We start from the raw sequence: 1,080 nt of genomic DNA, 5'->3' as shown, positions 1-1,080 counted from the left end.
CGGAGATCAATCCTCCTGCACCCACCACTTCGCCATCGCCATCAGCAGTGGCACAACACTGCCCGCTCATACGCATGTTGAGTGGCTATCTACAGGCCCTCGATCTTCGCAACCAGCTCCGGCACTTCGCACGCGCAGAAGTCCAGCTTGACCACCTCGGTGCGCTGGTCCTTGGGCCGTTTCGGCGCCCCGTAGGCGTACCGGCTGAAGTGCTTGAGAGGGCGTTTGAAGTAGGCAGATTACCCTTGATGCCCTAGTAAGTTCCTCGCCAGGTGGGTGTCGTCTCGTCCGTTATGCGCCTGGCGAGGTTGTCGACCGAGGCGATGTGGATCATGGCTTCGGAGCTGGCGGTGAGGGTCTCGTAGTCGCGGGCGAGACGGCGGTGCATCATGATCCAACCGATACTCCGCTCGACGACCCAGCGCCTTTTCACGACGTGGAAACCGCGGATATCCGGGTCTCTGTTGACGACTTCGACATCGATTCCGAGGCGGGCGCCGTGCTCGACGACGGCGTTCTTGAAGCCGGTGTCGACCCAACTCTTCGTGATGGTCGGATACTTCTCCTTCGCCTGGTCGAGGAGGCGGATTCCCAGGGCGTTCTCCGACAGGCCGGCGGCGGTGACGGTCACGGCGAGGATGAGTCCGATCGTGTCGGTGAGAATGCCGCGCTTCCTTCCGACGATCTTCTTCGCCGCATCCGTCCCCTGGCTGGTCAGGGGCACGTTGCTGGAGGTCTTCACGCTCTGGGTATCGATCACGGAGGCGGTCGGCTCAGGCTTGCGTCCCTCCTTCACTCGGGCCAGTCCCGTCAGGTCGTAATTGAGCTGAGCGAAGATCCCTTCGTCCCGCCATGCGGCGTAGTAGGCATAGACGGTGCCATGGTTCGGGAAGTCGTGCGGGAGGTACTTCCAGGGGATTCCCGTGCGGTTCACATAGAGGATCGCGTTGAAGACGTCCCGTAAATCGACCTTGGCCGGCTGCCCAGTACTACAGCCTCAGATCTTGTGACTGCTGATCGTTGATGTCGTTGTCTGGTCATGCTGGTTGATGTGGCGCCTGAGCACGTTGACGTCTGGGC

1 pseudogene is annotated in these 1,080 nt (G+C 61.3%); it reads right to left on the bottom strand.

The window, feature by feature from the left end:
* Positions 1-253 precede the first annotated feature (253 nt).
* A pseudogene (locus ABZT03_RS44720) lies at positions 254-988 on the bottom strand (IS5 family transposase); the annotation flags it as partial.
* Positions 989-1,080: the final 92 nt, after the last annotated feature.

Source organism: Streptomyces sp. NPDC005574, assembly GCF_040605435.1.
Taxonomy (GTDB): domain Bacteria; phylum Actinomycetota; class Actinomycetes; order Streptomycetales; family Streptomycetaceae; genus Streptomyces.
This window is presented reverse-complemented; position numbering and strand designations above follow the sequence as displayed.